General features: G+C 47.4%; 23 protein-coding genes. 20 read left to right on the top strand and 3 right to left on the bottom strand.

From position 1 onward, the window contains the following. The first annotated feature begins 218 nt into the window (after positions 1-218). The 20 genes from mraZ to AC3RV5_RS03970 all read left to right on the top strand — a co-directional run bounded on the left by mraZ (position 219) and on the right by AC3RV5_RS03970 (position 24,508). Positions 219-677, top strand: coding sequence for a division/cell wall cluster transcriptional repressor MraZ (mraZ, locus tag AC3RV5_RS03875; protein WP_489730659.1), 459 nt, complete (start codon positions 219-221; stop codon positions 675-677). Further along, a complete protein-coding gene (rsmH, locus tag AC3RV5_RS03880; RefSeq protein ID WP_489730660.1) occupies positions 677-1,612 on the top strand; it encodes a 16S rRNA (cytosine(1402)-N(4))-methyltransferase RsmH in 936 nt (311 codons plus the stop codon). Before mraZ ends, rsmH begins: the two co-directional genes overlap by 1 nt. Further along, the gene (gene ftsL / locus AC3RV5_RS03885) at positions 1,609-1,929 is read left to right on the top strand and encodes a cell division protein FtsL (protein WP_489730661.1); all 321 of its coding nucleotides are present in this window, start codon (positions 1,609-1,611) and stop codon (positions 1,927-1,929) included. Before rsmH ends, ftsL begins: the two co-directional genes overlap by 4 nt. Further along, a complete protein-coding gene (locus AC3RV5_RS03890) occupies positions 1,926-3,683 on the top strand; it encodes a penicillin-binding transpeptidase domain-containing protein (RefSeq protein ID WP_489730662.1) in 1,758 nt (585 codons plus the stop codon). Before ftsL ends, AC3RV5_RS03890 begins: the two co-directional genes overlap by 4 nt. Beyond that, positions 3,673-5,223 (top strand): UDP-N-acetylmuramoyl-L-alanyl-D-glutamate--2,6-diaminopimelate ligase, encoded by a 1,551-nt coding sequence (murE, locus tag AC3RV5_RS03895; RefSeq protein ID WP_489730663.1) that lies wholly within the window; start codon positions 3,673-3,675, stop codon positions 5,221-5,223. Before AC3RV5_RS03890 ends, murE begins: the two co-directional genes overlap by 11 nt. Further along, positions 5,220-6,635: a UDP-N-acetylmuramoyl-tripeptide--D-alanyl-D-alanine ligase gene (locus AC3RV5_RS03900; RefSeq protein WP_489730664.1), complete on the top strand. Its 1,416-nt coding sequence runs from the start codon at positions 5,220-5,222 to the stop codon at positions 6,633-6,635. The genes murE and AC3RV5_RS03900 overlap by 4 nt, the downstream gene beginning before the upstream one ends. Continuing rightward, the gene (gene mraY / locus AC3RV5_RS03905; RefSeq protein ID WP_489730665.1) at positions 6,629-7,711 is read left to right on the top strand and encodes a phospho-N-acetylmuramoyl-pentapeptide-transferase; all 1,083 of its coding nucleotides are present in this window, start codon (positions 6,629-6,631) and stop codon (positions 7,709-7,711) included. The genes AC3RV5_RS03900 and mraY overlap by 7 nt, the downstream gene beginning before the upstream one ends. A 16-nt stretch (positions 7,712-7,727) precedes the next feature. Further along, on the top strand, positions 7,728-9,035 hold the full coding sequence (murD, locus tag AC3RV5_RS03910; protein ID WP_489730666.1) for a UDP-N-acetylmuramoyl-L-alanine--D-glutamate ligase: 1,308 nt from the start codon (positions 7,728-7,730) through the stop codon (positions 9,033-9,035). Further along, positions 9,032-10,345, top strand: coding sequence for a cell division protein FtsW (gene ftsW, locus AC3RV5_RS03915; protein WP_489730667.1), 1,314 nt, complete (start codon positions 9,032-9,034; stop codon positions 10,343-10,345). Before murD ends, ftsW begins: the two co-directional genes overlap by 4 nt. Beyond that, positions 10,326-11,429 (top strand): undecaprenyldiphospho-muramoylpentapeptide beta-N-acetylglucosaminyltransferase, encoded by a 1,104-nt coding sequence (gene murG, locus AC3RV5_RS03920; protein WP_489732093.1) that lies wholly within the window; start codon positions 10,326-10,328, stop codon positions 11,427-11,429. The genes ftsW and murG overlap by 20 nt, the downstream gene beginning before the upstream one ends. Continuing rightward, the gene (gene murC, locus AC3RV5_RS03925) at positions 11,426-12,880 is read left to right on the top strand and encodes a UDP-N-acetylmuramate--L-alanine ligase (RefSeq protein ID WP_489730668.1); all 1,455 of its coding nucleotides are present in this window, start codon (positions 11,426-11,428) and stop codon (positions 12,878-12,880) included. Before murG ends, murC begins: the two co-directional genes overlap by 4 nt. Further along, the gene (locus tag AC3RV5_RS03930; protein ID WP_489730669.1) at positions 12,877-13,824 is read left to right on the top strand and encodes a D-alanine--D-alanine ligase; all 948 of its coding nucleotides are present in this window, start codon (positions 12,877-12,879) and stop codon (positions 13,822-13,824) included. The genes murC and AC3RV5_RS03930 overlap by 4 nt, the downstream gene beginning before the upstream one ends. Further along, positions 13,821-14,582, top strand: coding sequence for a cell division protein FtsQ/DivIB (locus tag AC3RV5_RS03935; protein ID WP_489730670.1), 762 nt, complete (start codon positions 13,821-13,823; stop codon positions 14,580-14,582). Before AC3RV5_RS03930 ends, AC3RV5_RS03935 begins: the two co-directional genes overlap by 4 nt. A gap of 21 nt (positions 14,583-14,603) precedes the next feature. Next, positions 14,604-15,833 (top strand): cell division protein FtsA, encoded by a 1,230-nt coding sequence (ftsA, locus tag AC3RV5_RS03940; RefSeq protein WP_489730671.1) that lies wholly within the window; start codon positions 14,604-14,606, stop codon positions 15,831-15,833. A gap of 86 nt (positions 15,834-15,919) precedes the next feature. Continuing rightward, positions 15,920-17,095 carry a cell division protein FtsZ gene (gene ftsZ, locus AC3RV5_RS03945; protein WP_489730672.1) on the top strand — a complete coding sequence of 392 codons (1,176 nt, stop codon included), beginning with the start codon at positions 15,920-15,922 and terminating at the stop codon, positions 17,093-17,095. A 181-nt stretch (positions 17,096-17,276) separates the two neighbouring features. Further along, a complete protein-coding gene (gene lpxC / locus AC3RV5_RS03950) occupies positions 17,277-18,191 on the top strand; it encodes a UDP-3-O-acyl-N-acetylglucosamine deacetylase (protein ID WP_489730673.1) in 915 nt (304 codons plus the stop codon). Between the two features lie 132 nt (positions 18,192-18,323). Further along, positions 18,324-19,226: a peptidoglycan DD-metalloendopeptidase family protein gene (locus AC3RV5_RS03955; protein WP_489730674.1), complete on the top strand. Its 903-nt coding sequence runs from the start codon at positions 18,324-18,326 to the stop codon at positions 19,224-19,226. 189 nt (positions 19,227-19,415) lie between these two features. Next, a complete protein-coding gene (secA, locus tag AC3RV5_RS03960; RefSeq protein ID WP_489730675.1) occupies positions 19,416-22,127 on the top strand; it encodes a preprotein translocase subunit SecA in 2,712 nt (903 codons plus the stop codon). Positions 22,128-22,212: 85 nt separating this feature from the next. Next, on the top strand, positions 22,213-22,599 hold the full coding sequence (mutT, locus tag AC3RV5_RS03965) for an 8-oxo-dGTP diphosphatase MutT (RefSeq protein ID WP_489730676.1): 387 nt from the start codon (positions 22,213-22,215) through the stop codon (positions 22,597-22,599). 376 nt (positions 22,600-22,975) lie between these two features. Next, positions 22,976-24,508: a dynamin family protein gene (locus tag AC3RV5_RS03970; protein ID WP_489730677.1), complete on the top strand. Its 1,533-nt coding sequence runs from the start codon at positions 22,976-22,978 to the stop codon at positions 24,506-24,508. A gap of 308 nt (positions 24,509-24,816) precedes the next feature. Here the strand turns inward: AC3RV5_RS03970 and AC3RV5_RS03975 are convergent, their stop codons facing one another. From AC3RV5_RS03975 to AC3RV5_RS03985, 3 genes are all read right to left on the bottom strand, one after another. Next, complete coding sequence (locus AC3RV5_RS03975; RefSeq protein WP_489730678.1) at positions 24,817-25,452, bottom strand: trimeric intracellular cation channel family protein; 636 nt, start codon at positions 25,450-25,452, stop codon at positions 24,817-24,819. 52 nt (positions 25,453-25,504) lie between these two features. Then, positions 25,505-26,365 (bottom strand): YihY/virulence factor BrkB family protein, encoded by an 861-nt coding sequence (locus tag AC3RV5_RS03980; RefSeq protein WP_489730679.1) that lies wholly within the window; start codon positions 26,363-26,365, stop codon positions 25,505-25,507. A 162-nt stretch (positions 26,366-26,527) separates the two neighbouring features. After that, entirely contained in the window at positions 26,528-26,854 is a 327-nt protein-coding gene (locus tag AC3RV5_RS03985; RefSeq protein ID WP_489730680.1) for a PRC-barrel domain-containing protein, read from the bottom strand. Between the last annotated feature and the right edge of the window lie 12 nt (positions 26,855-26,866).

Genomic DNA, 26,866 nt, shown 5'->3' on the forward strand with positions numbered 1-26,866 from the left:
GTTTAGTTTTTGCCTTGTTATCAAACACTTCCATCTAAGCCATGATTTCTGTGGTTTACCACCACCCAAAATTGAAAATTTTAACCCTTGACATGTTGGACAGGTGATACCTAAACTGTGCATCGTGGGTAAAAGTGGCGAAAAGTGGATCTGAAGGCTCATTTCTGATGAGGATCAGTTCAAAATCAGCAAAAAAACAACAATAGAAGGCTTGGGGAATGTTCCGCGGCGCTAACGCAATCAATCTGGATGTTAAAGGACGTGTCACGATACCTACAAGGTATCGTCAATCCTTATTGGATGATTGTCAGGGACAACTGGTCTGCACCATAGATACTCAGCAGCCATGTTTGCTGCTTTACCCACTTCCTGAATGGGAAGAAATCGAACTTAGACTTAGTCGTTTATCCAGTATGAATACCCATGAACGCCGACTTCAGCGTCTGCTATTGGGTTATGCCATGGAAGGTGAGATGGACAAAAATGGTCGTTTGCTACTCAGTGCGCCGTTACGCCAGCATGCACATTTAGACAAACAAATCATGTTAGTCGGCCAGTTCAACAAGTTTGAGTTGTGGGATGCAGAAGTATGGCAACAACAAATCCAACAAGATGTGGCTATTGAGCAGGAAGCGTCATTTGAGTTAACCGAGCGCCTGCAGGACTTTTCCTTATAATGAACATTGAATTTTCCCATTTATCCGTTTTGTTAAACGAATCCATCGACGGGCTTAATATCAAGCCTGAGGGTGTATACTTGGATGCCACATTTGGTAGAGGCGGGCATTCCCGGCAGATCCTCAGCCAATTGTCAGACAAAGGCCGTTTGATTGCCCTGGATCGGGATCCTGCCGCTATTCAAGCCGCACAGTCCCTGGCGGATGATCCGCGTTTTAGTATCCAGCATAACAATTTTTCCGAAATGGCATGCGTCTTAAAAGAACTGGGTCTGTATGGCAAAATTGATGGGATCTTGATGGATTTAGGGGTTTCCTCACCGCAGTTAGATGATGCACAGCGGGGTTTTAGTTTTATGCGTGAAGGGCCTTTGGATATGCGCATGGATCCCTCTCGGGGATTGAGTGCTGCCCAATGGTTGGCGGTAGCTGATGAACAGGACATCACCCAGGTCATTAAAGAATTTGGTGAGGAAAAATTCGGTAAACGTATCGCCCATGGCATTGTAAATGCCAGACAGGAAGGCGCCATTACCACCACTGCGCAACTGGCAAAAATCATCGATTTAGCCGTACCGGTCAAAGATAAATTTAAACATCCGGCCACCCGCAGTTTTCAGGCTATTCGTATCTATATCAACAGTGAACTGGACGAAATTCGCACCGGCCTCAAAGCGGCGCTTAACAGTTTAAATTCTGGGGGGCGACTGGCAGTGATCAGTTTCCACTCTCTGGAAGACCGTCTGGTGAAACGTTTTATCCGTGAGCAGAGCCGTGGTCTGCAAGTTCCCCACGGTTTTCCTGTGACCCAGGCACAAATTGATGCCGAAAAAGCCATGAAAGCCATTAGCAAAGCTATCAAGCCTTCGGCCGCGGAATTGAGCAAAAATGTGCGTGCACGTAGTTCGGTACTCAGGGTAGCCGAGAAACTATGACATCGACCGATACCAATTTTAAACTGGTCAATTTTTTGCTGACAGATTTAGCCCGCCATCCAGTGCGGGTTTTGTTGTTTCTATCGCTGCTGGTTAGCGCCGGAGCCGTGATCCTAAGTGCTCACCATAATCGCGAAATGTCCATTGCATTGGAACGTTTGATGCAGAAAAAAGATCAACTGGATGTTGAGTGGCGCAACCTTATTTTAGAACAAAGTGCCCTGACCGAACATAACCGAATTGAAACCCTGGTATCCAAGCAGTTGGATATGCGCCGTCCTGAAGCCGATGACGAAGTGGTGGTGAAAATCAAATGACACGTGTCAGCAAAACCAAAAATAACCCACAAGCCAAGCAGAATACTGCTCCTTTGGCGTTACAGTGGCGGTTTATATTGGTCGTTGGCGTGATATTGTTGGTATTTGTGGGTCTGTCTGCAAGGGCGGTTTATATCCAGGTTATCGATCCGGATTTGCTGATCCGCCAGGGTGATAGCCGTACACTGCGAACCCAGAACGTGCCGGTCCACCGGGGCATTATCACCGACCGCAATGGCCAAAAATTGGCAGTCAGTGTACCCGTGCGAGCTGTATGGGCCGACCCTAAAATGGTAGTCGAAAGTGGTTCTTTCGCCGACCAGCGGCGCTGGCAAGCCTTGGCTGAGGTATTGGGCCAAGATCATCAAAAATTAATTGCCCGAGTCAGTAATCCCAAAAAACGCTTTGTCTATATTCAGCGTCAGGTTTCACCGGCTATGGCTGAATACGTCGATCAGTTATCTATCAGTGGCGTATATTTGCGCGATGAATCTCGGCGCTATTACCCCACAGGTGAAGTATCTGCTCAGTTGGTTGGTTTTACTAATGTTGACGACCAAGGCATAGAGGGCATCGAAAAGTTATACAATGAATGGCTCACAGGTACCCCGGGAACCCGTAAAATTCGCCGGGATGGCAAAGGTCGTCAGGTTGAAATATTGTCACAGCAAGACGGTAAAACACCTAAAAATATTCAGTTAACCATAGATCAGCGGATCCAGGCCTTAGCTTACAAAGAACTGAAAAAAGCGGTGCAATATTACCGGGCGACGTCAGGTTCAGCAGTAGTACTAGATGTGCAAACGGGTGAAATTTTGGCCATGGTCAACAATCCGTCCTACAACCCCAATAATCGCAGTGACGTGTCGCCTCACCGTATCCGCAATCGTGCTATCACCGATGCCTTCGAACCTGGTTCATCGATCAAACCTATCGCCGTTTTGAGTGCTTTGGAATTCGGTGCTGCAGAGGTTGAGTCTGTAATCGATACCTCCCCAGGCTGGATGCGTCTGGGGGGCAGCATGGTGCAAGATTCGCGCAATTATGGCAAACTGGATTTGACTGGCATTATTCGACATTCCAGTAATATGGGCACCTCCAAATTGGCCTTGTCGGTACCCAAACAGTTTTTGATCGAGCAGTATTACAACATGGGGTTGATGAGTACCAGTGGCGCTAATCTGCTTGGGGAAAGCAGCGGGATTTTTCACGAGCGCAACCGTTGGTCGGATTTTGAATTAGCCACCTTGTCATTTGGCTACGGTCTGTCGGTGACTACAGTCCAGTTGGCTCGCATGTACAGTATTATTGGCAGTGGCGGCATTAAACGGCCGTTATCAATAGTGCACGGTGGCGCACAGGCTCAGGAGGAACGGGTATTTAGTGAACATGCGGCCAAACAAGTATTGGCTATGATGGAAAGCGTGATCCAAAAAGGTGGCTCAGGGCAAAAGGCCAGAGTGCCAGGATATAGGGTCGCCGGCAAAACCGGTACCAGTCGTAAAGCCGTGGCCGGCGGATACGGTGAACAATATGTCAATATTTTTGCGGGTGTAGCGCCGGTTTCTGATCCTCAACTGGCGGTAGTGGTCCTAATTAACGAACCCCGTGGTGATTTGTATTATGCCGGGGATACCGCCGCGCCAGTTTTTGCCAAGATTATGGCCAGCAGCTTGCAAATGCTTAACGTGCCGCCAGACGATAAAACAGTATCGTCCCTTGCATCATTAGTGGGGGGGACTGATGCCGGTTGATTTGACCAAACAGTTAACTTCCAATAGACAAAGTATCAAACCTTTGTTGGCCCAGTTTGCCATTGATGCGCCGGACATTGTGATTGACGGCCTGGTGCTGGACAGTCGTGAAGTGGCCATTCACAAGGTATTTGTGGCGGTTAAAGGTCATGAACGGGATGGTCGTGACTTTATCCCCCAGGCTATTAGTTTAGGGGCAAAGGTAATTTTGGCCCAATGTGATAGTCAAGACGAACACGCGAAGGTTGAGATGCGCGGCCAGTCGCTGCTCATTTCATTTTATCAACTGCCAGACAAGCTCTCTGCCCTGGCGGCAGCATTTTATGGCTATCCCGCCAACAAGTTGCAGATCATTGGGGTAACCGGAACCAATGGTAAAACCTCAACGGTGCAACTTACCAGTCAGCTAGCCGCCTTATCCGGCTTGCGAGTCGCCTCAATCGGCACATTGGGCTCAGGCATAATTGAACCCAATAACACTCAGGCCGACTTAAACCGTACGGTCAACACCACGCCCGACGCGATTAGCATGCATCAATTAATTGCCCAATTTGCTCAGGCCGACGTGGCCCAGGTGGCGCTGGAAGTGTCTTCCCATGCTCTGATCCAAAAACGTATCGGGGCATTAAAAATAGATGTGGCCGTGTTTACCAATTTATCCCGGGATCATCTGGACTACCACCACTCCATGCAAGCCTATGCCCAAGCAAAACGCCAGTTGCTAGAGCAGCAGGGGCTCAGATATGCAGTAATCAATGGTAATGATAACGAGAGTCAAAACTGGCTCGAGGCTGTGCCTGACGAAGTAACAGTGGTCGTTTTTGGCGTAGAGCTGAGCGTCACGGATGTTTTATTTGAACAAAAATATTGTTTTGCCCAGAATATTCAGTACCTCGCAGACGGTTGCCGTTTCAACCTGATCAGTTCCTGGGGACAGTGCGACATACAGCTGTCGTTATTAGGGAAATTTAATGTTTTTAATGTCTTGGCGGCTATTACTGCCCAACTTTGTCTGGGGTTGCCATTGGCACAATTGACAGCGGTTGTGGGGCAATTACGGCCGGTAACGGGTCGAATGGAGTGTTTCGGCAGTCCAAATCAAGCCAGTATAGTCGTGGATTATGCCCATACCCCGGATGCCCTTGAACAAGCCTTATTGGCATTGCGTGCGCATTGCCAAGGGAAATTGTGGGTGATATTTGGTTGTGGCGGCGATAGAGATAAAGGTAAACGTTCACTTATGGGGGAGATCGCAGAAAAACGGGCAGATAGCATCATTATCACCAATGATAACAGCCGTTCAGAAGACCCCCAAGATATCGCCAACGACATTTTGTCAGGTTGCCTTAATCCTCACAGGATAGCCGTAGAGTTAGACAGACGCCGGGCGATCGAAAGTGCCCTGGGACAAGCCAACAGTGGTGACCTTATTTTAGTGGCCGGTAAAGGCCACGAAGATTATCAGATCATAGGCAATGAGACACTGGCTTATGACGAACGACTTTTTGTAAAACACTTGTTTGAGAGGAATATATCATGATCCCGGTTTCACTTACTTGGATAGCTGACAAGGTGCAGGGCCGCATCCTTAATGACCCGCAAAACATTGCCAGCGCAACCCTAATCCAGGGAGTAAGCACGGATACCCGCACCATTGGCAAAAATGATTTGTTTATTGCGCTGCAGGGGCCGAATTTTGACGGCCACAAATTTATTGAGCAGGCGCAGCAAACTGGCGCCCTGGCGTTTATCGTGGCCCATAAAGTTGACAGCCAATTGCCACAAATATTGGTATCAGACACTAAGCAGGCATTAGGTTTATTGGCCAGCGCAGTCAAACAGAGCGTTAATCCAAAAACAGTCGCCATAACCGGCAGCAGTGGCAAGACTACGGTCAAAGAGATGGTGGCGGCGATCTTATCCCGTCGCGGCAAAGTGCTCTGTACCCAGGGGAATTTTAATAATGACATAGGTGTGCCGCTGACCTTGCTGCGCTTAGAAAGTGATCACGAATTCGCAGTGGTGGAACTGGGTGCCAATCATCTGGGTGAAATCGCCTATACCACTGAATTAGTTAAGCCTGATGTTGCTACCATAGTCAATGCCGCTGCTGCGCATCTGGAAGGTTTTGGAAGCCTGTTGGGTGTCGCTCGGGCCAAAAGCGAGATTTTCCGGGGTTTGGGCAAAGATGGTTTAGTATTACTCAACGCTGACAGTCAGTTTTATGCCTTCTGGAAGGGTAAGTTTGATCATTTACGTATGCAAAGTTTTGCCACCTCCGCTGCGGCGGATTTCCAAGCCCAGGATGTAGTAATGGGCTTAAATGGTTGCGCTGATTTTTTATTGCGCAGCCCTGAAGGGTCGGTATCCATATCCTTACCCTTACCTGGCGTGCACAACGTGAGCAATGCCTTAGCGGCCGCCGCACTTTGTCTCGAAGTGGGTGCGAGTTTGGAAGACATCAAAGATGGCCTGCAATACATGGCGCAAGTCAGTGGGCGTTTGCAAGTCAAACAACTCACCAGCCAAGTCAAAATACTCGACGATACCTATAACGCTAATGTGGCCTCAGTTAATGCTGCCATAGATTTATTGGCCAGTTTCGCTGGTCGCCGGGTATTGGTGCTCGGAGATATGGCTGAACTGGGCGAACGGGCGCGCTTCTACCATCAGCAAGTGGGGGAGTACGCTCTGGAAAAAGGCATAGATCAGCTGTATAGCGTTGGGGTACTAAGCCAAAGCGCCAGCGATGTGTTTGCTAAAAACGGTCGGCATTTCAGTGATAAAACCGCGTTAGTCGAGGCGTTAAACGAGTGTTTAAGTGGCGAAAAACGCGATATCAGTATTTTAGTTAAAGGATCTCGCAGTGCGCGCATGGAAGAGGTAGTAACCGCCTTGGAGAACTCCCCCGTGGGAAAGTTTGAACGTTTTCGGGAGCAGATTGCATGTTGATCCTGCTAGCCGATTGGCTGCAACAATTTCATCCTGGCTTCAGGGTGTTTTCCTATCTGACCTTGCGGGCTATTTTAAGCACACTGACGGCCTTGTTAATAGCCGTATTGATAGGTCCCAAAATGATCCGCTGGTTGCAACACATGCAGATCGGTCAAACCGTGCGTGATGATGGTCCCCAATCTCACTTGGCTAAATCTGGCACGCCTACTATGGGTGGCTTGTTGATCCTGGCAGCCATAGTGGTCAGTGTTTTGTTATGGGCGGATTTGTCGAACCGTTATGTATGGGTCACCCTAGTGGTGGTTGTGGGTTATGGCACGGTCGGTTTTATCGATGATTATCGCAAAGTCGTACGCAAGGATCCCAAAGGGCTGATTGCACGCTGGAAGTACTTTTGGCAGTCCGTGATCGCCATAGGTGTGGCTTGGTATCTTTATGCCAATCAGCAAAATCCGGCGGAAACCGCGTTACTGGTGCCATTTTTTAAAGATATCATGCCGCAAATGGGCATATTTTTTATGTTGGTGACCTATTTTGTGATTGTAGGCACCAGCAACGCGGTCAATCTAACCGATGGTCTGGACGGTCTGGCTATAGTGCCTACCGTGATGGTGGCCGGGGCCTTTGCTATTTTTGCTTATGCCACAGGTAACATCAATTTTTCGGCTTATCTAAACATCCCCTACCTGCCTCTGACCAGTGAACTGGTCATAGTCTGTACTGCCATAGTGGGGGCAGGGTTAGGATTTTTATGGTTTAACACCTATCCAGCCATGGTCTTTATGGGCGATGTGGGCTCATTAGCTTTGGGCGGTACGCTGGGGGTGCTAGCCGTTTTGGTGCGCCAGGAAATCGTGCTGATCATTATGGGTGGCGTGTTTGTGGTGGAGACCATGTCGGTAATTTTACAAGTCGGTTCGTTTAAATTACGCGGTCAACGGATTTTTAGAATGGCACCGATTCATCACCATTATGAGCTTAAAGGCTGGCCTGAACCTCGGGTGATAGTGCGTTTTTGGATCATTTCAGTGATCTTGGTACTCGTTGGTTTAGCCACCTTGAAATTAAGATAGGAGAGGGTGAAATAAAATGGCGTTTGCAACTCTGAAAAATAAAAATGTCGTAGTAGTGGGACTTGGCCTTACGGGCCTGTCTTGCGTGCGCTTTTTATTGGCTCAGAAAGCGAAAGTCAGCGCCATGGATACCCGACCCGCACTTGCTATCCAGTTGGATATCCCGTTGCAGTTGGGGGAATTGGACGAGCAGCGTTTAATCACCAGTGATTTAGTGGTAGTCAGTCCCGGCGTCAGTTTAAGCGAACCGGCAATTGAAGCGGCAATTAAGGCTGGCATCGACGTCATCGGAGATATCGAACTTTTTGCCAGATTCAACTGTACGCCTGTGTTGGCTGTGACGGGCTCAAATGGCAAATCAACGGTGGCATCTTTACTTGAGGTGATGTTCCAAGCGGCGGGAACGAAGGCGCTACTGGGAGGTAATATTGGTATTCCTGCGCTGGAGCTACTGGATAAAGACGCGGAATTTATTATCTTAGAGCTGTCCAGCTTTCAGTTGGAAACCCTAAGCTCACTGCGTCCACTAGTGGCCTGTATGCTCAACTTAAGTGATGATCATTTGGACCGCCATGGCAATTTGGCTAATTACCGCCAGGCAAAGTTAAAAATATACCAGACCGCCAAGTATGTTGTATCTAATCGCGATGATAGCAGTACCTGGTCGCTAGATGCTCAAGCAGACCTGCTGTTTGGTTTGAGCGCAACCACCGCAGGTTTTAGCTGGGATCAGGCCAAACAAAACATATTGTTTGATGGAGAAATTTTCCTCACCAGTGATGAATGTTTGTTAGTGGGTAAACATAATATGCTCAATATCCAAGCCGCAGCCGCCATGGCTATGCTAGCTGGTTTGCCTCTTGAGGCCATTAAACAAGGCGCAAAAACCTTTGGTGGCCTGGCTCATCGTTGTCAAACTGTATCTATGTATAATCAGGTGCGCTGGATCAATGATTCTAAAGCCACGAATGTGGGGGCGACCGTTGCTGCCATCTCGGGTTTGCGAGGCAGTGGTGCTGGCAAATTATTATTAATAGCCGGTGGTGACGGCAAAGGTGCCGATTTTTCGCCATTACGCCAACTATTCGCCCAGTCTGTGGATGTGCTGATCACCTTAGGTAAAGATGGTGCGCGCTTAGCACAACTCAAACCCGGCAGCCACCAGGTAGTGAGTCTTGATCTCGCGGTACAACTAGCGGCTAAACTTGCCAAACCCGCGGATATAGTGTTGTTATCCCCAGCTTGTGCCAGTCTGGATATGTTCACTAACTATGAGCAACGTGGTGAGCATTTTGCCACAGCGATAGAGGGGCTGGCTATATGAATATGTCCCAGGCTGCCAATCCCCTGCGTTTGATGTTTGCCCAGCGCCATGATGCCGTTAAACCTTCATGCAAACCTTATGACGTTAGTCTGTTGTTATTGGCCTTGGCGTTATTAACTATTGGTTTGGTGATTGTCACCTCGGCTTCTATGCCTGTTGGCGCCCGTCTGTTTGACAACCCCTTTCATTTTGCCATCCGTCACGGCATTTACATTATCTTGGCCATAGGCAGTGCCTTGGTGGTGATGCAAATTCCCATGCAATGGTGGCGGGTCAGCAATGTCTGGTTATTGTTATTTGCCTTAGTGCTGTTAATTGCGGTCTTGCTTGTCGGACGAAGTGTCAACGGTAGTACCCGTTGGTTGGCAATAGGACCAATAACCATCCAGGCTGCCGAACCGGCTAAATTATTTTTCTTTTGCTATCTGGCAGGTTACCTGGTCAGACGTTATGAAGAAGTCACGGAAAATATTAAAGGTTTCCTCAAACCCCTGGTGGTATTTTTTGCCCTGGCAGTATTGCTGTTAATGCAACCGGATTTAGGCACGGTAGTGGTCATGTTATGCACTACCATTGGTTTGCTCTTTTTAGCCGGTGCCAAGTTATGGCAATTTTTCGGCTTGGCTATAACAGGTAGTCTGGCGGTGACTTTTCTGATCATGTTCGAAGAATATCGCATGAAACGTATTACCTCATTCCTTGATCCCTGGGCGGATCCCTTTGGCAGCGGCTATCAGCTAACCCAGTCTTTGATGGCTTATGGCCGGGGTGATATTTTCGGCCAGGGTTTGGGCAACAGCTTGCAAAAACTCGAGTATTTGCCCGAGGCCCACACAGATTTTATTATGGCCATCCTCGCAGAAGAACTGGGATTTGCCGGGGTATTAACAGTATTGCTCATCATGTTGTGTATCGTGCTCAAAGCCATGAAGATGGGCAGCCTGGCACTGCAAAAAGAACGCCCTTTTGATGCCTACCTGGCTTATTCCATCGGTATCTGGTTTAGTTTCCAGACGGCCGTGAATGTAGGCGCCAGCGTCGGAATATTGCCCACCAAAGGGTTAACTTTTCCCTTGCTCAGTTATGGCGGGTCTAGCCTGATTGTAATGGCTGTCGCCGTGGCGTTGCTGGTGCGTATTGATTTTGAAATGCGGGTGGATGGTATCCAGGCAATAGATACAAGTGGTAAAGCTAAAACGAAACGTTCTGCTGCAGAGGGCAAAAAGCAGGTTGCAACTGTGCTCGATGACGTAGCTTACGCCGTGAAGGATAAAAAGAACTTTGCCAAGGATGGTGAGTCAGATGAATAAGACCTTATTAGTGATGGCTGGGGGCACCGGAGGCCATGTCTTTCCGGGTCTAGCCGTTGCTGACGCCCTGACAAAACTTGGCTGGCACATTCATTGGCTGGGCACTGCCCAGCGTATGGAAGCGCAAATCGTGCCCAAAGCTGGGTATGCCATCAGCTTTATCGATATTGCTGGTGTCAGGGGTAATGGCCCCTGGCGTTTGATCAGTGCTCCGTTCAAAATACTTAAGGCCGTGTTTCAAGCACGTAAAATTATTCGCCAAGTGCAGCCGGATCTGGTTTTGGGCATGGGCGGGTTTGCCAGCGGTCCGGGAGGAGTAGCGGCATGGCTGGCAGGTATCCCTTTGCTGTTGCATGAACAAAATGCCGTACCCGGGGCCACCAATAAATTATTAGCGCGTATGGCAACTAAAGTGATGACCGGCTTTGACCGTACCTTTGTTGCCCAGCGCCGGGCGCAGACGGACACCAAATACCTATGGGTAGGCAACCCAGTGCGGGCCGAATTTAGTGAACTAATGAGCAAAGGCAGCGTGCATTCACCTCTTAATATATTGGTAGTGGGTGGCAGTCTGGGCGCCAAGGCTCTGAACGAAGAGATCCCTAAGACTCTAGCCGTTTTTTCTGGTTTCTCTGTTCGCCATCAATGCGGAGCCGGACATTTGGTCTCAGTGACGGAAAATTACCAGTCTCAACTCCAACAGGGCTGCACTTGGCAGGCCTTGGAATTTATTGACGATATGCCAGAGGCATACCAGTGGGCAGATTTGGTGATTTGTCGCAGCGGTGCTTTGACCGTGGCCGAAGTTGCGGCGGCGGGTGTGGCGGCAATCTTTGTACCCCTGCCACATGCGGTAGATGATCATCAAACCAAAAATGCTCTGAGTCTGGTCAATCGCGGTGCCGCGTATTTATTAACGCAAACAGAATTACAACAGGGCGGGTTAAGCAGCATTTTACAAGAGTGTTTTAACCAGCCTCAACAGTTATTAGACATGGGCAAGATGGCCCGTAAATTAGCCAAATTAAATGCAGTACAGGATGTGACACATTGCTGCCAGATGTTAGCGGGGAAAGGGCAATGATAAAACCCGATAAAATTCATTATCATGTGCCAGAAATGCGCCGCATCAAACATATCCACTTTGTTGGTATAGGCGGTGCGGGCATGGGCGGGATTGCAGAAGTATTACTTAACGAAGGGTATCAGGTATCCGGTTCTGACCGGCAGGCCAATGGTATGACCGATCGTTTGTCGGCATTAGGGGCGACCATTTTTTTCGGGCACCAACCGGACAATGTTAGCCTGGCTAATGTGGTGGTGGTGTCCAGTGCTATCGATCCGACCAACCCTGAGGTGCAAGCCGCCAATGAGTTGCGTATTCCAGTGATCCGCCGGGCAGAGATGCTGGCTGAGCTGATGCGTTTCCGTCACGGTATTGCCATAGCCGGTACCCATGGTAAAACCACTACCACAAGTTTGATCGCTACTATTTTTGCTCACGCAGAGCTGGATCCAACCTTTGTCATAGGTGGCCTGCTCAACAGTGCCGGTACCAATGCCCGTTTGGGTTCGAGTCGTTACCTGATTGCCGAGGCTGATGAAAGTGACGCGTCATTTGTGCACCTGCAGCCTATGGTGTCAGTGGTGACCAATATAGAGCCGGATCATATGGAAACCTATCAAGGGGATTTCCTCAAGATGCAGGCTACCTATATCGACTTTTTGCATAATTTACCCTTTTACGGCCTGGCGGTCTTGTGTATCGATGATCCGGTGATCACCCAATTACTGCCGCAGATCAAGCGTAAGTACCTCACTTATGGATACAGCGAACAGGCTGATGTACGTGCCAGTAAGGTGACACACGGCTTCAATCAAAGTGAATTCACACTCATACGTCAGGGGCATCCTGAGGTGCAAGTCGTCGTCAATATTCCGGGCAAACATAACGTGCTCAATGCTTTGGCGGCGATTGCCGTGGCCACCGATGAAGGGATAGCGGACCAGGCCATCGTTGCGGCCCTGGCCAGTTTTTCCGGTATTGGCCGGCGCTTTGAAATGTTGGGCGAATTCCCTATGGGTGACGGTGATACCCTGTTGGTCGATGACTACGGCCACCACCCTACCGAAGTGGAGGTAACTATAGCCGTGGCCCGAAATAACTGGCCCAACCGCCGCTTGGTAATGGCTTATCAGCCCCATAGATATAGCCGTACCCGGGATTTATATGAAGATTTTGTGCGGGTCTTGTCTCAGGTGGACGTCTTGTTGTTGTTAGATGTTTATCCCGCAGGAGAAGAAGCGATCGACGGAGCAGACAGCAAGTCCCTGTGCCGTTCTATCCGTCAGCGCGGTCAACTGGAGCCAATATATGTGACCGACAAAGACGAATTACCCAAGTTACTGGCGGAAGTCTTGCAAGATCAGGACATATTGATGACCCAAGGGGCAGGTAATATAGGGCAGATTGCCAAACAACTACAGCAAATGAAACTGGATAAAAATGCGTTGTCTCAAGGATGGACGCTATGAGCCAAGCCAAGACAACAAACCAGGCTTTTGGCAAAGTGGCCGTGATGTTTGGTGGCAGCTCGGCGGAACGTGACGTTTCTTTGATGTCAGGCCAGGCAGTACTCGACGCCCTATTAAGTCTTGGCATTGATGCCCACGGATTTGATCCCGCAAAGCAGAGTTTGACCGAGTTAGTGGCAGCGGATTTCCAACGCGTATTGATCATGTTACATGGTCGCGGCGGCGAGGACGGCTCTTTGCAAGGGGCGTTGCAGCAACTGAATGTCCCTTATACCGGCAGTGGAGTACTGGGTTCGGCGCTGTGTATGGATAAAATTCGCAGTAAACAGGTATGGCAAAGCTTGGGGCTGCCCACCGCAAATTATGAAATTGCCGATAAAATAGACTTTGATGCCAGCGCTTGCGAGGCTATAATGGACCGCTTAGGGAACGTGGTTATGGTCAAGCCTGCACAAGAAGGCTCCAGTATCGGGATGGCTAAAGTTTCCAGCGCAGAGCAACTTGCGACTGCGGTTCAACACGCCTTTAAATTTGATGATAAGGTCTTGTTGGAGCAGTTTATTCAGGGTTCCGAGTACACAGTTAGCATACTCGCGGGTAATACTTTGCCCTCAATTAGCATGTCTACCCCCCGAGATTTTTACGATTATACGGCTAAATACCAAGCCGATAGTACTCAGTATTTTTGCCCCAGCGGATTATCTCATGAGCAGGAAGCCTTTTTAGCAGATTTGTCACTCAGAGCCTTCGATGCTTTGGCGGGATCCGGCTGGGGACGGGTTGATTTTATGCAGGACATGTTAGGTAAGTTTTATCTGCTGGAAGCTAATACTGTGCCGGGTATGACCAAGAAGAGTTTAGTGCCCTTGGCGGCCAAACAAGCAGGAATGAGCTTTGCCCAGTTATCGGCAGCGATATTGGCCACGGCTGATTTAGCAAAATGAGTGAGGCTTTAGCGCAAAATCAGCCTCCAACCAGCTACCGTTTTGTCGGTGGCATGGTATTTTTGCTGATTTTACTCGGTGTCATTATTTATGGTGCGCTGGCAATTAAAAGCTGGTCTGAAGATGAGCAACAGGCGCCGCTGAACGAAGTATCAGTGTCGGGAAAACGGTTGTATATCGAGGATATACAAATCGAGCGCCTAATTCGCCTATCGCAACCGGGCAGTTTTTTCGAACTGGATGTGGAGCAGGCACACAAAGACGTAGAGGCGATGCCTTGGGTGTATCGCGCTTCGGTACGCAAGAGATGGCCTAACAGCCTGAAGGTTTATGTCGTCGAGCAAAGTCCAGCGGCGCGCTGGAATGATGACTTATTGTTAAATCAGTATGGTGAAACCTTTGATGGGGCTATTAGCGCACAGCAACCATCACCGCTTATACCGAATTTATTTGGTCCTGGGGGCAGCGAACAAACTGCACTGCAAGGCTACCGAGCGATGCAGGCGTTATTAAAAGGGGCCGGACTTTATATTGACGAACTGGTGCTAAGCGAACGTTTTGCTTGGAACCTGAAGTTACAAAATGGCATCAGTCTGAATTTAGGACGCAAGGAATTTATCGACCGTCTGCAACGTTTTATCGATCTCTACCCCTTGTTGATCAAGCAGGAAAAGGCAGTAGATTACGTCGATTTACGTTACGACACAGGATTTGCTGTCGGGTGGAAACTCGCAGTCAAACAACCACAAGAGAGTTAGTGATAGTGAGAACAACACAAGATGTCTAAAGTTGCGGATAGAAAGCTGATTGTTGGCTTAGACATTGGTACCAGTATGGTCAAGGCCGTGGTCGGTGAATTGCTCGACAATGGCGGGATCAGTGTGATCGGCGTCGGCAGTCATCCAGCCAGAGGCATGGATAAGGGTGGAGTGAATGATCTGAACCTGGTTGTACAGTCTGTACAACGGGCGATGAGCGAAATGGAGTTAATGGCAGACTGCCGGGTATCGTCGGTTTATATGTCTATCTCAGGGCGACATGTGCAGTGTCAAAATGAGAGCGGCATGGTGCCCATAAACAACAAAGAAGTCACTCAGGAAGATGTGGATAATGTTATTCATGCCGCCCGCTCTGTGCCCATTGCCGCTGAACGCCGATTGCTGCATGTATTACCGCAAGAATTTACCATAGACGTGCAGGAGGGGATCAAAAACCCCATAGGCATGTCTGGGGTGCGCATGGAAGCTCAGGCCCACATTATTACTTGCGCAGACGATATGGCGAAGAACCTGGTGAAGTGTGTCGAACGATGTGAGCTCACCACAGATCAGCTGATATTCTCGTCTTTGGCGTCCAGTTACGCGGTGTTAACCGATGATGAAAAAGAATTGGGTGTGTGTGTGGTCGATATCGGCGGCGGCACTATGGATATGGTCATCTATACCGATGGTGCCATACGCCATACTGCTGTTATACCAGCGGCGGGAAATCAGATCACCAGCGATATTGCCAAGATTTTCCGCACACCGATTAGCCATGCAGAAGATATTAAAATTAGTTATGCCTGTGCCCTGAAAGATATGGTCAGCATGGAAGAAAATATTGAAGTGCATAGCGTGGGGGGCAGACCGTCTCGCGCCATGTCCAGGCATACCCTGGCAGAAGTGATCGAGCCGCGTTATCAGGAATTATTTGAATTAGTCCAGGCTGAAATCCGTGGCAGCGGCTTCGAAGAACAAATTGCTGCAGGTATAGTATTAACGGGTGGGACGGCGAAAATGGAAGGTGCCGTGGAATTCGCAGAAGAGATTTTCCAAATGCCGGTCAGGGTTGGCCATCCTTTGGGAATGAAAGGATTATCTGAATATGTGGAAGATCCGACCTTTGCCACAGCCATTGGTTTGTTGCAATACGGAAAAGAACACCTAAGCGCAAAAATTGCGGCTAAAAATAAAACGTCTGATGGCGTTTGGGAAAGAATACAGAGTTGGTTTAAGGGTGAGTTTTAAACTTCATCATTAAAACAGATAAAAGAACTACAGGCTGTAAACGTTAATTGTTTGCTTGTCTTAGCGCAAAAACCGGAGAGTAAAAAATGTTTGAATTAATGGATAGCCATAACGAAGAAGCCGTCATCAAGGTAATAGGTGTTGGTGGGGGTGGTGGTAACGCAATTGAGCACATGGTGGCACACAGTATTGAAGGCGTGGAATTTATCGCCATCAATACCGATGCCCAAGTATTGCGTAGCTCATCTGCCAATATTACCTTGCAAATAGGTTCAGGAGTAACCAAGGGCCTGGGAGCCGGGGCGAACCCTAATGTCGGGCGTCAAGCCGCAGAGGAAGACCGGGAAACCATCCGCCAGGCCATTGAAGGCGCGGATATGATTTTCATCACCGCGGGTATGGGCGGAGGCACAGGTACGGGCGCCGCACCTGAAGTGGCTAAAATCGCTAAAGAGCTGGGCATACTCACGGTCGCCGTGGTCACTAAGCCTTTCCCTTTTGAAGGGCGTAAGCGTACGGATTTTGCTGAGCAGGGTATTGAAGAATTATCCAAGTATGTTGATTCCCTCATCACCATCCCCAATGAGAAATTGCTCAAGGTGATGGGCAAAGGCACACCTTTACTGCAAGCCTTTAGTGCTGCAAATGATATATTACGGGGTGCTGTGCAAGGCATAGCCGAGTTAATTACTCGTCCTGGACTGATCAACGTGGATTTCGCCGATGTGAAAACCGTTATGTCTGAAATGGGAACGGCTATGATGGGCAGTGGCTCCGCCAGTGGTGAAGACAGGGCTGAAGAAGCATCTGAAGGCGCTATTGCATGTCCGCTGTTAGAAGACATAGATTTGTCGGGTGCTCGGGGTATTTTGGTTAATATTACCGCCGGTCCGGATTTCTCAATCGACGAATTCGAAACTGTGGGTAATGCAGTCAAAGCCTTCGCTTCTGAGAATGCGACAGTTGTAGTGGGTACGGTTATCGATATGGATATGACCGACGAACTGCGCGTTACAGTGGTAGCAACGGGCATAGGTGCAGAACGCAAGCCTGATATTTCTCTGGTATCGAATCGCAGTGCACGGGTCAGTGCCGACAGCAATGAATTTGCTTTGCACGTGCAAGCTAACGGTACCGATAATATGACGACTAGCGTCACAACCGAAAGACATCGCACGGTTGCCAGTGAAGATCGGGTTGATTCTGGGCATGATTTAGAATATCTGGACATTCCTGCTTTCTTGCGCAAGCAGGCTGATTAGCAGTAGGTTAAATGGAATCTATCCAGGAATCTTCTGTCATACAGTAGGTTAGGCTCGAGTAAGTGGTAAAATGGTGATTCACTTGATTTTAGTGAATATGACACTATTTTGACAACAGCGCCTATAGTTTCTATAATGTGTGCCGCTTTTTATGGGGTTAATACTTTGAGCCAAGAGAGAGATGATTAAACAACGTACGATCAAACAATCTGTTCAAGAGACGGGGATTGGTTTGCACAAAGGTGACAAGGTCACTATGACTCTCCGGCCTGCGCCGGCGAATACGGGTATTGTATTTCGCCGGGTTGACCTTGAGCCTTATGCCGATATTCCTGCTCGGGCAGATGCGGTTGGTGACACTATGCTGTGTACCTGTTTAAGTAATGCTGACGGCGTCACTATTTCGACCGTGGAGCACTTGGCATCCGCTCTGGCTGGGTTGGGCATAGATAACATCATTGTCGAAGTCGATAGTGACGAGTTGCCGATCATGGATGGCAGCGCCAGCCCCTTCATCTTTTTATTACAATCTGTGGGCATTGAAGAGCTAAATGCTCCCAAACAATTTATTAAGATCAAAAAAACGATCAGAGTCACAGACGCTGACAAGTGGGCCGAGTTACGGCCCCACGACGGATTCAGGGTCGATTTCAGAATCGATTTTGATCACCCGGCGATCAGCCAGACCCGCCAGCATATGGTGCTGGATTTCAATTCATCCTCCTATGTGGATGAAGTCAGTCGTGCCCGGACCTTTGGTTTTATGAAAGATCTGGAGTATATGAATGCCAACAACCTGGCGCTGGGTGGCAGCATGGCCAATGCGGTTGCATTGGATGAGTATCGGGTGCTCAATCCCGAGGGCTTGCGTTATAGCGACGAGTTTTTAAAACATAAAATACTCGATGCCATAGGCGATCTTTATTTGGGTGGACATAGCATAATTGGTGAACTGGTCGCTTATAAAACCGGACACGGGTTGAATAACAAGTTACTGAATGCCTTGTTGCAAAATCAATCCTGTTGGGAATTTGTCAGCTACGACAACAGCGAAGAATTACCGATTCGTTTCGCGTCACCAATTCTAGCGAATTAAGCTTAAGATTATTTGAATGCCGCGTTAAGCGGCATTTTTCGTTTAGATGTTCAGGCATTATTTATTGTTGGCCCTTTGCTAAAGTGCGGGTTAGCGCGAGATGTATAGTACCCACGAGGACAATATTCGATAATGAGTTTGACGTTACTTTATCGCACTAAAAAAGCCAGATATCTGTTTCGGCCGACTAAACGCCAGACTATGAGTTGTTTTCTGGTAGTCTGCGGTTTATTCCTGATATCCAGTCGATCCACTGATGCGCCTCAGGAAAAGCTGGCGCGCATCGCTCTGGCGCAGTCGGGCTTCGAGCAGCAGCAACGTGAACTGAACGAATTAAAAATCGCTACTGAGCAGCAACTTAGTCGTATAGTGAATAAATTAAGTGAAATTCAAAGCCAAATGGTTAAGGTCAATGCCTTGGGGACGCGTCTGGTGGAAGATGCTGACCTCAATCCACAAGAATTTAGTTTCAGTCTTGAGTCATCATCTGATCCCCTGACTGAGGGCCCTCACACCACGGAATTAGTCCACACTAACCTGCTTTCGCGTATCGACATCATGGTGGATGAAGTGAACAGTAAAGAGCAGCAACTCAGTGCTCTTGAATCTATCCTGATGAGTCACCATATCACTGAACAAAGTGCTTTAGCTGGACGCCCCATTGCGGCTGGATGGCTGTCGTCTTATTACGGTATTCGCACCGATCCTTTTACTGGCCAGCCGACTATGCATAAAGGCCTGGACTTCGCTGGAAGCGAAGGTGAATCTGTTGTAGCAACAGGTGCGGGTATAGTAACTTGGGCGGCGACGCGTTATGGTTATGGCGAATTAGTCGAAATTGATCACGGTAATGGATTAGTCACACGTTACGGTCATAATAAGCAGCTTAATGTTAAAATAGGCGACGTGGTGACTAAGGGACAATCCGTAGCCCTGATGGGTAACACCGGCCGTTCCACCGGTGCACATGTGCATTATGAAGTAATAAACAAAGGGCAACCTCAAGATCCATTGCCATTTGTTTATCGGGATTAGGTTTATCGACCCCAGCCTGTTATTTTAAGACTCGATTTTGGGATATGCGATATGCGATATGCGATATCCGAATTTAGGTATTAACGACAATCGGCCCTCTTTGAGCCGATTGTTTTATTTTTAGTCATGATATTTGTCTTTTTTTGGCGTATATCGTTATTCACTTATTAGATTGGAAGCTGTAAATCAATGTTTTCGAGTATTCTGACCAAAGTTTTTGGTAGCCGTAACGACCGAACTTTAAAAAAATTAGCTAAAACCGTTGAACAAATTAATCAGCTTGAAGGGGAATTTGAAGCGCTCAGCGATGAGCAAATCAAAGGTAAAAGCACTGAGTTTCAAACACGTCTGCAAGGTGAGCAAAACACTGATGACCTGTTGCCTGAAGCCTTTGCCTTAGTACGAGAAGCCAGTAAACGGGTTTTTGCCATGCGCCATTTTGATGTGCAAATGCTCGGTGGGCAAGTGTTACATGAGGGGCAGATTGCCGAGATGCGAACCGGTGAAGGTAAAACCCTGACCTCGACTTTGCCTGCTTATTTGAACGCAATTACGGGCAAAGGCGTACATGTGATCACAGTCAACGATTACCTGGCGCGCCGTGACGCAGACTGGAGTCGGCCCTTATTTGAATTTTTGGGTTTGACGGTCGGTTGTAACATTCCGGGTTTATCACATGAGCAAAAGCGTGAAGCCTATGCCGCAGACATTACCTATGGCACCAACAATGAATTTGGTTTTGACTATTTGCGCGACAACATGGCCTTTACTCCCAAGGACCGCGTACAAAGAGACCTTCATTTTGCCATAATCGATGAAGTCGATTCGATCCTTATAGACGAAGCCAGAACCCCATTGATCATCTCCGGCCAGGCGGAAGACAGTTCAGAATTATACCGTCAAATTAACCTCATCATTCCGGAGTTGCAGCAGCAAGAAAAGGAAGATGAGGAAGGCGAAACGGGGGATGGTGATTTCACCATTGATGAAAAGGGTAAGCAGGTTCACTTGACCGAAAAAGGTCAAATTCAGGTGGAAGAGATATTACAGCGAATTGGTCTGTTGCCTGGGGATGAGTCCTTGTTTGCCGCCGCCAACATTTCCTTGTTGCACCATGTCAATGCTGCGCTGCGGGCTCACAAGCTGTTTAGCCGTGACGTGGATTACATAGTCAAAGACAATCAGGTGGTGATAGTAGACGAGCACACCGGACGTACTATGGAAGGTCGTCGTTGGTCTGAAGGACTGCACCAGGCAGTTGAAGCCAAAGAATTGGTAAATATCCAAAACGAAAACCAGACCCTGGCGTCGATCACCTTCCAAAATTACTTTCGCCTATATGACAAATTGTCCGGTATGACAGGTACTGCCGACACAGAAGCTTTTGAGTTCCAAAGTATTTATGGACTGGACACAGTGGTTATTCCTACCAACCAACCTATGGTCAGAGCAGACAAAGCCGATTTGATTTATCTCACTGCTGAAGAAAAATACGAGGCCATAGTTGAAGATATCAAAGACTGTGTAAAACGGGGGCAACCCGCCCTGGTGGGTACGGTATCCATTGAAAACTCTGAACTCATTTCAAATATTCTGAAAAAAGCCAAAATCACCCACAAGGTTCTCAACGCCAAATTCCATGAACAGGAAGCGGATATAGTAGCCCAGGCGGGTAAACCCGGCGCCATTACCATAGCCACCAACATGGCTGGTAGGGGAACGGATATAGTCTTGGGAGGTAACTGGCAAGTGGCCGTTGAAGGGATCCATGACCCCAAGCCCGGCACAGTTGAAAAAATCAAAGAGCAGTGGCAAAAAGACCACGATGCGGTTATTGCATCTGGTGGCTTGCACATCATAGGTACAGAGCGCCACGAATCACGACGCATCGATAACCAGTTGCGCGGTCGTTCCGGGCGTCAAGGTGACGCCGGGTCGTCACGTTTTTACCTGTCTTTGGACGATGCCTTAATGCGCATTTTTGCTTCAGAAAAAATGGGCAATATGATGAAACGTCTGGGCATGGAGCGTGGTGAAGCGATTGAACACCCCTGGGTAACCCGCGCCATCGAAAACGCTCAGCGTAAAGTTGAAGGCAGAAACTTCGACATGCGTAAGCAACTACTTGAATTCGATGACGTGGCTAACGATCAACGTAAGGTTATTTACGAGCAGCGTAACGAATTACTGGACGAAGGTGAAATCAGTGGCACCATCGAAGCCATCCGTGTGGATGTGGTCGAAGGCATTATAGATCAGTACATTCCTCCCCAGTCCCTGGATGAAATGTGGGATATTGCCGGCTTGGAGACGCGTTTTAAAAGCGAATTCTTACTCGATATGCCTATCCAGGCCTGGTTAGATGAAGATGACAAATTATTCGAAGAGAAGTTACGGGAACGTATACTGGAACAAGTAAACACTGCCTATAAAGCCAAAGAGGCGATAGTCGGGCCGGATGTGATCAGACAATTTGAAAAAGCTGTCATGTTGCAAAACCTTGATAGCCATTGGAAAGAGCATTTGGCTGCTATGGATCACTTGCGCCAAGGGATTCACTTGCGTGGTTACGCGCAAAAGAATCCCAAACAGGAATATAAACGTGAATCGTTTGAGCTTTTCACGGAAATGCTAGAAGCCCTGAAAGTGGAAGTAGTGACTATTCTAAGTAAGGTTCAGGTTAAGGCCGAATCGGATGTTGAAGCAGTGGAAGAAAAGCGGCGTCATGCCGATGAACAACCGAAAAATTACGAACACGGATCACCTAGTCAACCCAATCAATCCAGTCAGCCTGAACAAGCAAGTAACCCCTTGCGTGAAGGCCCCAAGGTCGGGCGTAACGACTTGTGTCCTTGTGGTTCAGGCAAAAAATACAAACAATGCCACGGTAAATTAAGCTAAGTCTTGATTTAGGGTAAAGCCAAAGTCGGGTTGATTCTGCATAGAATAACCCGACTTTTTTATATCAGCACAAAAGGCTAACGATATGAGATTAGTGGATGTCGCCGTTGGGGTGATCAAACGTGACCGATACATATATATCAGCAAACGCGCCGACAGGCTGCACCAAGGGGGAAAATGGGAGTTTCCCGGTGGCAAACAAGAAGCTGGCGAAACGGTGCAGCAGGCGTTGGTACGGGAGCTTCACGAAGAAGTGGGCATAGGTGTGATGAAGCAGCGGCAGTTTTTACTCATCGAACACGATTACGGCGATAAAAAGGTGCGGCTACACGTTCAACTGGTTGAAGATTTTACCGGTGAGCCTCAGCATAAAGAAGATCAGGTTGGTATGTGGGTAGAGATCGACCGTTTGCAGGATTACCCGTTCCCGGCGGCCAACGCCCAAATTGTGCAAAAATTGCTAGAAATTTAACTAACTGGACGTTGGCTCGCCACTTGAACTGACAGAGCTGAACATAGATTCAAACTAGGCTGACAGGCAAGTCTGCGCGATGCGGACATTCGCACCTATCTAGTTTAAAAGACGGTTTAGATTCAAAGCGGTCATTTCATCGGCTCTGACTCCACAGGTTTTTATCACGTTATCCTGTATTCCCTGCGAATCCTATAAAATCAATGTCTATTGAATATATGAGGTATATTGTTTATTCTTTCTGAACTCTTGCTGCTCGTTTTTTGCGCTAAGCTACTCGAATTTAGAATTATACATATTACAGCGCGTTCCGCAGCTTAGGTCATAACATAATTAACCCCTATCGTTTTACCCCACACATATAAGAGAACTCTCTATGCCAGGACCTAATCGACAAGTCAAACAGCGCCTGAGCGAGCTTGAGTCGCATTTAAAAAATGAAAATAAACTGCTGGTAGAAGTAGTGAAAAGCTTTCGCAGTCTCGACCGGGTTGCCTACCGCCTAGGTTTGTTAAAAACCAGTCAGTCTTTCGCTTTTCATGTGCCTTGGTGGCCGATGATATCTATTCTTGGAACTTTTTCTGCGGGTAAGTCTAGTTTCATCAACCGCTATGTTGGCGCTAAATTACAAGAAAGTGGTACGCAGGCGGTAGACGATAAGTTCACCGTAATGTGTTATTCAAAAGATAAAGAGTCGCGCAGTTTACCTGGCATAGCGCTAGACGCCGATCCACGTTTTCCTTTTTATAAAATGCGTGAAGAGTTAGACAAGGTATCTCAGAGCGAAGGCGCACGTATTGATAGCTACTTGCAATTAAAAACCTGTCCTAGTGAGCAGCTAAAAGGTCAAATACTGATAGATTCGCCGGGCTTTGATGCTGATGCACAACGAACCGCTACCTTGCGTATTACCGATCACATTATGAACATGTCTGACTTAGTGTTGGTATTGTTTGACGCTCGTCGCCCTGAGCCTGGCGCGATGCGCGATACTTTGCAGCACTTGGTTGGCGAAACGGTAAGCCGCAGTGACGCGAATAAATTTTTATATATTCTCAATCAAATTGATACAACCGCCAAGGAAGATAATCTGGAAGAAGTGGTAGGCGCTTGGCAACGTGCGATCGCTGAAAAAGGCCTCACTGCTGGTAAATTTTATACTATATTCAACCCCGATCAGGCGCGACCAATTGAAGACGATAAGGTACGGGAGCGTTTGGAAGCTAAAAGCAACGCGGATATGGCAGATATTCACGCGCGCATCGGTCAGGTTAAGGTGGAGCGTTTCTACCGTATTATCGCTAATTTAGAACGCACCGCACATCAAATAGAAGATGAACTGGTGCCGCGCTTAATAGCGCTAAAGAAAAAGTGGCGTAGAGGCGTAGCTTGGCGAAGTGTTGTGTTTCTATTGCCCCTTATCGTCGGTATTGTAGCCGCAGGCGTCTATGGTCATTTATATGATGCACCGTGGTGGAATTGGGCTATTAGTTCATGGCAAACAGGGCTTATTGTAAGTGTGCCAATAGTTATTGTGTTGCTTTGGATTTATGCACAAATCAAAAAGCGTGCCTCGGTAAAAATTAGCAAAACTATCCCCGTTAATGCCAGTGATCTTGGTGCAGAACGACGTGAAGGCATGATAAATGCGTTCAAACGCAACACTGGTTTCTGGAACAGTATATTGAGCACCAGCCCAGTTGGCTGGGGTTGGCGTTCCAAAAAGGCACTGCGACAAGTGCTTAATAACGCCGACCGCTACGTGCAAGAACTGAATAACAATTATACAGACCCTTCAGGCCAGCAAGAAAGCGCTTTAACAACGACAGATAAAAATGCTGAGTTGGATAAACCGTCAGCAGACGTGGCTAACGCGGCAAAACCTGCTGAGGAAACAAAAATAATTTAAATGATGCTGTAATTGGCAGCCCTCACAGTTTGAGCTGCCGGTCAGTCTACTAATATTATATTAGGTTGGCGGCTTAACGGGTTGTGGTGGCTGAAACTAAGTTTGGGAAAAGTGTCAGACAATTGCAAATACGGCTCGACGATAAAGACGGTTTAATTCGACTGGACATAAATTTCCGATAACAGGCTGATACCGAGTTAATTTTTATGAATTGCAGTGTTAGCAAGGCATACAAAGTACAAACATAAATTATTAGGTTTGCAGTATTTATGCTTAAGTGAGCCCTGGATTAGTGCATGTCAAATAACTCATTGCCCATTTTGTTTGAAGTGTCTTTTTTTAAGGATGTTTACCTGCCAGCCCCAATGCAGTGCACCAAGTCGGAGAAATACAGTACTAAAAATCGACCCCAGAATACACCAAAGGTAGGGTGCGCCTAGTTGAAACAATGCGGCATATGTCAGGCCCCCTGAGATGCACGTTAAAGCATATAGTTCTTCTTGCATAACTGACGGCACTTCTCTGCATATTACATCCCTCATAAGCCCACCAAATATACCCGTTGTCGCACCCATTGTTATTGCTATGAGCATTCCCGTGCCTTCGATTAAGGATTTTTCAATTCCTATAATGTTAAATATTGCCATGCCGAACGCGTCAAGAAGCAGCATGTAATAATTTGATACATGGGGTAAATAGCGAATAAAGAGAATAGCAATAATTGTGGCTGTATATGTTGAGTACAAGTATTCTGGATTATCAACCCAGAATACGGGCTGATTTAGCAGCACGTCACGAAGTGTTCCCCCACCCAAAGCTGTGATCGAAGCTACAACCACAACGCCAAAGCCACCAATATTTTTCTCATAACCCATTAAGGCCCCCGAGACAGCAAAAAATGCCACCCCTATTAAATTTAATAAGTGAAAATAGTCATCTGTCATTGTGACCTCTTATTACTTTATGCGGCAAGTAGAGCGAGCAAGCTCAGTTTATTTATCCAAGGTTTTTATTTTTGTCAGCGTGTTTATCAGCTGATATCTCTTGGCTTTCCCCATTAAGTTCTGCGCCTAAAAGAAAAATGAACGAGCCTAAATATAGCCAAAGCAAAGTGATGACCACCGCCGCAATAGCCCCATACTCTTCGTCGTACTTTGCAAAATTCTTAACATATAAAGAAAATGCAACAGAACAGATAATAACTAAAATCGTGGAAAAAATGGCGCCTGGAACAGAATCTTTAATAAGCGGACGCTCATCTCTGGCTGGTGCGTAGCGATAAAGCAGTAAAAACAGGCCCATTAATACACCGACTAGCAAAATCCAACTAAGAATAAGCGTTAAGTACTGAGCGGTGCCTTGGGATAGAAAATAATTCACTACAATGGGTAAAACAACAGCGATAACAATAATCAGAATCGATACCAAGCTGGTCACCAGGGTTAGTGCCAAGGTAACTAAATTTATTTTTAAAAACCCCCTATTCTCATTTTTTTCGTAAGTGATGTTTAATCCTTGTGCTACCGCTTTCATGGCTTTATTAGCACTCCATAATGAAAGCAAAATACCCACAATCAAACCCAAAGTGAGCGTTGAATTTTGGTCGGTGGCAACATCCTTCATGCGGCTAAAAAGCAACTCTTTTACTTCCGCAGGAATAAAACCGGTAATAGTACTAATATTCTCTTTTACTGTACCCGCATCAGCCACCAATCCGTATAAGGATATAGAGGTGGCAATCGCTGGAAACACCGATAGAAATGCGTAAAAGGCCACACCCGCGGCCACAAGTGACAGATAATGTTCGTTGATTCTTGCGTAAATGCCCATCCCTAATTGCTTCATATTCTTTAACATTGGTTTTTACCCCTGGTAATAAAGGATGACATCTAAGGTGATACAAAGACGAATAACTACCTACTAATTAAACAGACAGTGCCTGACCGTACTGATGCACTAAAACGACAAACCCGCTGTAAACGCAGCGGGTTTGTAATTATACGAAGTTCATAAAAAATGTTACTCGCGATAATAGGTTTTTACCGAGTTGTACCAAGTATTATCTGCACTGCTGGGCCAATTGTCTTTATCAAAACCTGGCGCTTTCTCTAACTTTTCTTTAGGCACATCTAAAATCAAACATTTTTTTTCAGTATTTAGACTCATCTGCTCTAATGGCACAGCAAATAATTTGTCTCCCATACCCAAAAATCCACCAAAAGAGACAACCGCGTAATTCACTTCTCCATCAGTTGTGTCGATCATAAGCTCTTCAACTTTGCCTAGATCTTCGCCTTTGGTATTTTTAACTTTGTCCCCAATAATTGACGATGCTGAAATAATCATAATGCATACCCT

It is taken from the genome of Paraglaciecola sp. IT1134, from assembly GCF_058068185.1.

Excerpts from the sequence above, each read along its gene's own strand:
- AC3RV5_RS03955 (WP_489730674.1), top strand. The coding sequence starts at position 18,324 with ATGAGTTTGACGTTACTTTATCGCACTAAAAAAGCCAGATATCTGTTT.
- murE (WP_489730663.1), top strand. The coding sequence starts at position 3,673 with ATGCCGGTTGATTTGACCAAACAGTTAACTTCCAATAGACAAAGTATC.
- murC (WP_489730668.1), top strand. The coding sequence starts at position 11,426 with ATGATAAAACCCGATAAAATTCATTATCATGTGCCAGAAATGCGCCGC.
- AC3RV5_RS03980 (WP_489730679.1), bottom strand. The coding sequence starts at position 26,365 with ATGTTAAAGAATATGAAGCAATTAGGGATGGGCATTTACGCAAGAATC.
- AC3RV5_RS03975 (WP_489730678.1), bottom strand. The coding sequence starts at position 25,452 with ATGACAGATGACTATTTTCACTTATTAAATTTAATAGGGGTGGCATTT.
- murG (WP_489732093.1), top strand. The coding sequence starts at position 10,326 with ATGGTGAGTCAGATGAATAAGACCTTATTAGTGATGGCTGGGGGCACC.
- ftsL (WP_489730661.1), top strand. The coding sequence starts at position 1,609 with ATGACATCGACCGATACCAATTTTAAACTGGTCAATTTTTTGCTGACA.
- AC3RV5_RS03900 (WP_489730664.1), top strand. The coding sequence starts at position 5,220 with ATGATCCCGGTTTCACTTACTTGGATAGCTGACAAGGTGCAGGGCCGC.
- ftsZ (WP_489730672.1), top strand. The coding sequence starts at position 15,920 with ATGTTTGAATTAATGGATAGCCATAACGAAGAAGCCGTCATCAAGGTA.
- AC3RV5_RS03930 (WP_489730669.1), top strand. The coding sequence starts at position 12,877 with ATGAGCCAAGCCAAGACAACAAACCAGGCTTTTGGCAAAGTGGCCGTG.
- mraY (WP_489730665.1), top strand. The coding sequence starts at position 6,629 with ATGTTGATCCTGCTAGCCGATTGGCTGCAACAATTTCATCCTGGCTTC.
- mraZ (WP_489730659.1), top strand. The coding sequence starts at position 219 with ATGTTCCGCGGCGCTAACGCAATCAATCTGGATGTTAAAGGACGTGTC.
- mutT (WP_489730676.1), top strand. The coding sequence starts at position 22,213 with ATGAGATTAGTGGATGTCGCCGTTGGGGTGATCAAACGTGACCGATAC.
- AC3RV5_RS03985 (WP_489730680.1), bottom strand. The coding sequence starts at position 26,854 with ATGATTATTTCAGCATCGTCAATTATTGGGGACAAAGTTAAAAATACC.
- AC3RV5_RS03890 (WP_489730662.1), top strand. The coding sequence starts at position 1,926 with ATGACACGTGTCAGCAAAACCAAAAATAACCCACAAGCCAAGCAGAAT.
- secA (WP_489730675.1), top strand. The coding sequence starts at position 19,416 with ATGTTTTCGAGTATTCTGACCAAAGTTTTTGGTAGCCGTAACGACCGA.
- rsmH (WP_489730660.1), top strand. The coding sequence starts at position 677 with ATGAACATTGAATTTTCCCATTTATCCGTTTTGTTAAACGAATCCATC.
- ftsW (WP_489730667.1), top strand. The coding sequence starts at position 9,032 with ATGAATATGTCCCAGGCTGCCAATCCCCTGCGTTTGATGTTTGCCCAG.
- AC3RV5_RS03970 (WP_489730677.1), top strand. The coding sequence starts at position 22,976 with ATGCCAGGACCTAATCGACAAGTCAAACAGCGCCTGAGCGAGCTTGAG.
- murD (WP_489730666.1), top strand. The coding sequence starts at position 7,728 with ATGGCGTTTGCAACTCTGAAAAATAAAAATGTCGTAGTAGTGGGACTT.
- ftsA (WP_489730671.1), top strand. The coding sequence starts at position 14,604 with ATGTCTAAAGTTGCGGATAGAAAGCTGATTGTTGGCTTAGACATTGGT.
- AC3RV5_RS03935 (WP_489730670.1), top strand. The coding sequence starts at position 13,821 with ATGAGTGAGGCTTTAGCGCAAAATCAGCCTCCAACCAGCTACCGTTTT.
- lpxC (WP_489730673.1), top strand. The coding sequence starts at position 17,277 with ATGATTAAACAACGTACGATCAAACAATCTGTTCAAGAGACGGGGATT.